This window comes from Phenylobacterium sp., from assembly GCF_020402505.1.
In the GTDB taxonomy this organism is placed as follows: domain Bacteria; phylum Pseudomonadota; class Alphaproteobacteria; order Caulobacterales; family Caulobacteraceae; genus Phenylobacterium.
Genome location: NZ_JADBZL010000070.1, coordinates 1 through 2,851 on the forward strand (window position 1 = coordinate 1; position 2,851 = coordinate 2,851).

The window sequence follows — 2,851 nt, forward strand, 5'->3', positions numbered from 1 at the left end:
AGGGGCCGCCGCATGTACATGGAACGGGTCGCATGTAGCGACGTGACGGAGGCCGCGACGGGCGGTGAACCTGCCAGGTCGAGGTCGGCGACCCAACGCGCCGTGCGGCGCAACCCGCCGCGGGTGGAACGGCCTCATCCTGATTTCGAGGAAGCCTTCCAGGCCCTTGTCGAGGGCGAAGGCGGGCTGCTGATGGATCCGCGGGGCCGATCTGTCGCCCCTTCCGAAGCGGGCAATGGAGCGGACCCTTCTCCCGCCCCGGAAGAACGCCTGACGCCTGACCGGGCCCGACCCATCTATCGGTTGATGTTCTGGACCTCCACCGGATGCGATCACCTGCCGCCGGCTGTGGCCCTTGAAGTCTTCGACATGGCCGTCAGCACCGGTCCGGTCCCGGCGATCCGGGCCCTGCAGCGCGCCCTTTGGCTGACGCCCGACGGCGTCCTCCGTCCCTCTGTGCTGAGGGCTGCAATCTGGTCGAATCCGGTGGGCCTGCGGGCCCGTTTCGTGAACGAACGCCTGGCGGAGATCGCCGGGCGACTGAGCTTGCGGGGGCGCAGCGACGCCCTCCCGGAGCGCCGGGCTTCCGAGCGGGCGTGACATGGACCCCGCGTCCGGTGGCCGCGGCCCCGGGCCTCCAGGCCCCCCTTCTGCGCGGAACCGGTCCGATTCCCGTTGACGTCGGCGCACCGCCGCACAACATGCTCTGAAGCGCCGGTTCGACATTTTGTCGGCGGCCCTGGCAGAGGATGAGATGATCCGGGTCGACTTCAGATCCAGCCCTTCCCTTCGCGGTCCCAAGGCCGTGCTCGCCGTCCTGGCGGCCGTGGCGGGGTTGCTGCTCGCCGCCGTCGCGGCCCTCTTCGCCGCCGCGACCGTGGTGGTGGTGGCCGTCGTCGGGACCGCCCTCCTGGGCCTTGCGGCCGTTACCGGGCGTCTTCGACGGCAGCCGGTGCGGCGGACCGCCGGGCCGATGCGGGACGACGGCGTGATCGAGGCCTGTCGGGTGGGTGGCCACCAGTGGGTCGCCTACGGCTGGTCCGACGGCGACGGCCCGGACGCCCGCGCCCCCTGAGCCCGGCGCAGGATCGAATTCCCCGAAGGTGACGCTGCGGCGGGGCTTGCCGCCCGCAGGGGCCGCCTCTACCGTCCGCTCCTCAATCCAACGGAGGAAACGGAATGATCGGCGTCATCGCGACCCTGACCGTGGCGGAAGGCAAGAACGCGGAGTTCGAGGCCATCTTCACCGAACTGGCCAAGCAGGTGCGGGCCAACGAGCCCGGCTGCCACGCCTACCAGCTGACCCGCAGCCGCTCGAACCCGCAGGTCTACAAGGTGCTGGAGCTCTATGCCGACGAGGCGGCCCTGAAGCACCACGGCGGCACGGAATACTTCAAGGCGGCGGGCCCGAAGATGGGTCCCTGCATGGGCGGCCGGCCTGAGATCGAGTACCTCGACGGCGTCTGACACGGAGACAAGACCATGGACCTGGCCTTCAGCAAGGAAGACCTCGCCTTCCGTGACGAGGTTCGCGCCTTCATCGCAGAAGCCTTCGACGACGACATGCGCGCACGCATGGCCCAGTCGAAGAACGCCCACATCGACAAGGCCGGCCAGGTCCGATGGCTCAAGCGGCTGCATGACAAGGGCTGGATCGCCCCGGACTGGCCGGAGGAGTACGGCGGCACGGGCTGGAGCCACAGCCGGAAGTACATCTTCGAGATGGAGATGGCCCTGGCCGGTGCGCCCTCGACCTCGAACATGGGCCTGACCATGTGCGCCCCGGTGGTCATGGCCTTCGGCACCCCGGAGCAGAAGGCCCAGCATCTACCCAAGATCCTGTCCACCGACGTCTGGTGGTGCCAGGGCTATTCCGAGCCGGGCTCGGGCTCGGATCTGGCCTCCCTGTCGCTCAAGGCCGAGCGGGACGGCGACCACTACGTTCTGAACGGCTCGAAGATCTGGACCACCTACGCCCAGTGGGCGGACTGGATGTTCTGCCTGGTGCGGACGTCGAACGAGGCCATCCGCCAGATGGGCATCAGCTTCCTGCTGCTGGACATGAAGACCCCCGGCATCTCGATTGTGCCCCTGCCGACCCTGGACGGCCCCGCCGAGGGCGAGCAGGAGATCAACCAGGTCTTCTTCGAGAACGTCCGCGTCCCGATCTCCAACCGGATCGGCGAGGAGGGCCAGGGCTGGACCTACGCCAAGTACCTGCTGCAGTTCGAGCGGGGCAATCCCTACGCCCCGGGTCTCACCCACCAGCTGGAGAAGGTGAAGCGCATCGCCTCCCTGCAGGCCTCCGACGGCGGCGGCAAGCTGGTCCATGACCCCGCCTTCCGGCGCAAGCTGGCCGAGATGCAGATCAAGGTGGACACGCTGAACGCCACCGAGCTGCGGGTTTTCGGCGCCCGGGTGACCGGCGAGACCCTGGGGGCGGTGTCCTCCATGTTCAAGCTGGAGGGCAGCCAGGCCCAGCAGGCGATCACCGAGTTGGCCCTCGAGGCGGCGGGCGTCTACGCCGCGCCCTTCGTGCGCGACACCTGGGCCGAGATCCGCGGCGAGCGGAATGAGCCCCGGGCGGGCCCGGACTACGCCGCGACCCTGGCGCCGCACTACTTCAACTACCGCAAGACCTCGATCTATGCGGGGTCAAACGAGATCCAGCACAACATCATGGCCAAGATGGTGCTTGGCCTCTGACCCGGGAGGCGGGCGTGTACGCAGGCTTCGAGAAGGCGCTGGAGGCGGCGGTCGCTTCCGGCCGCATTGCGGGCGCGGTGGCCGCCGTGGCGGACCGGGACGGGGTGACCTATACGCGGCAGGCCGGGGTCCGGCAGGCGGGCGA

4 protein-coding genes are annotated in these 2,851 nt (G+C 69.2%); all 4 read left to right on the top strand.

Annotated elements, in window-relative coordinates; translation table 11 throughout:
• Window positions 1-600: glycosyl hydrolase 108 family protein (locus IM632_RS05695; protein ID WP_296522931.1), on the top strand; the 600-nt coding region annotated here is incomplete at its 5' end.
• 154 nt (window positions 601-754) lie between these two features.
• Window positions 755-1,075 carry a hypothetical protein gene (locus IM632_RS05700; RefSeq protein ID WP_296484592.1) on the top strand — a complete coding sequence of 107 codons (321 nt, stop codon included), beginning with the start codon at window positions 755-757 and terminating at the stop codon, window positions 1,073-1,075.
• A gap of 104 nt (window positions 1,076-1,179) precedes the next feature.
• Window positions 1,180-1,467, top strand: a complete 288-nt coding sequence (locus IM632_RS05705) for a putative quinol monooxygenase (protein WP_293516902.1) — start codon at window positions 1,180-1,182, stop codon at window positions 1,465-1,467.
• Window positions 1,468-1,482: 15 nt separating this feature from the next.
• Window positions 1,483-2,706, top strand: coding sequence for an acyl-CoA dehydrogenase family protein (locus IM632_RS05710; protein WP_296484595.1), 1,224 nt, complete (start codon window positions 1,483-1,485; stop codon window positions 2,704-2,706).
• The last annotated feature ends 145 nt before the right edge of the window (window positions 2,707-2,851 follow it).

Bases quoted from the DNA above. Each gene is read 5' to 3' on its own strand.
- IM632_RS05700 (WP_296484592.1), top strand. From the start codon at position 755: ATGATCCGGGTCGACTTCAGATCCAGCCCTTCCCTTCGCGGTCCCAAG.
- IM632_RS05705 (WP_293516902.1), top strand. From the start codon at position 1,180: ATGATCGGCGTCATCGCGACCCTGACCGTGGCGGAAGGCAAGAACGCG.
- IM632_RS05710 (WP_296484595.1), top strand. From the start codon at position 1,483: ATGGACCTGGCCTTCAGCAAGGAAGACCTCGCCTTCCGTGACGAGGTT.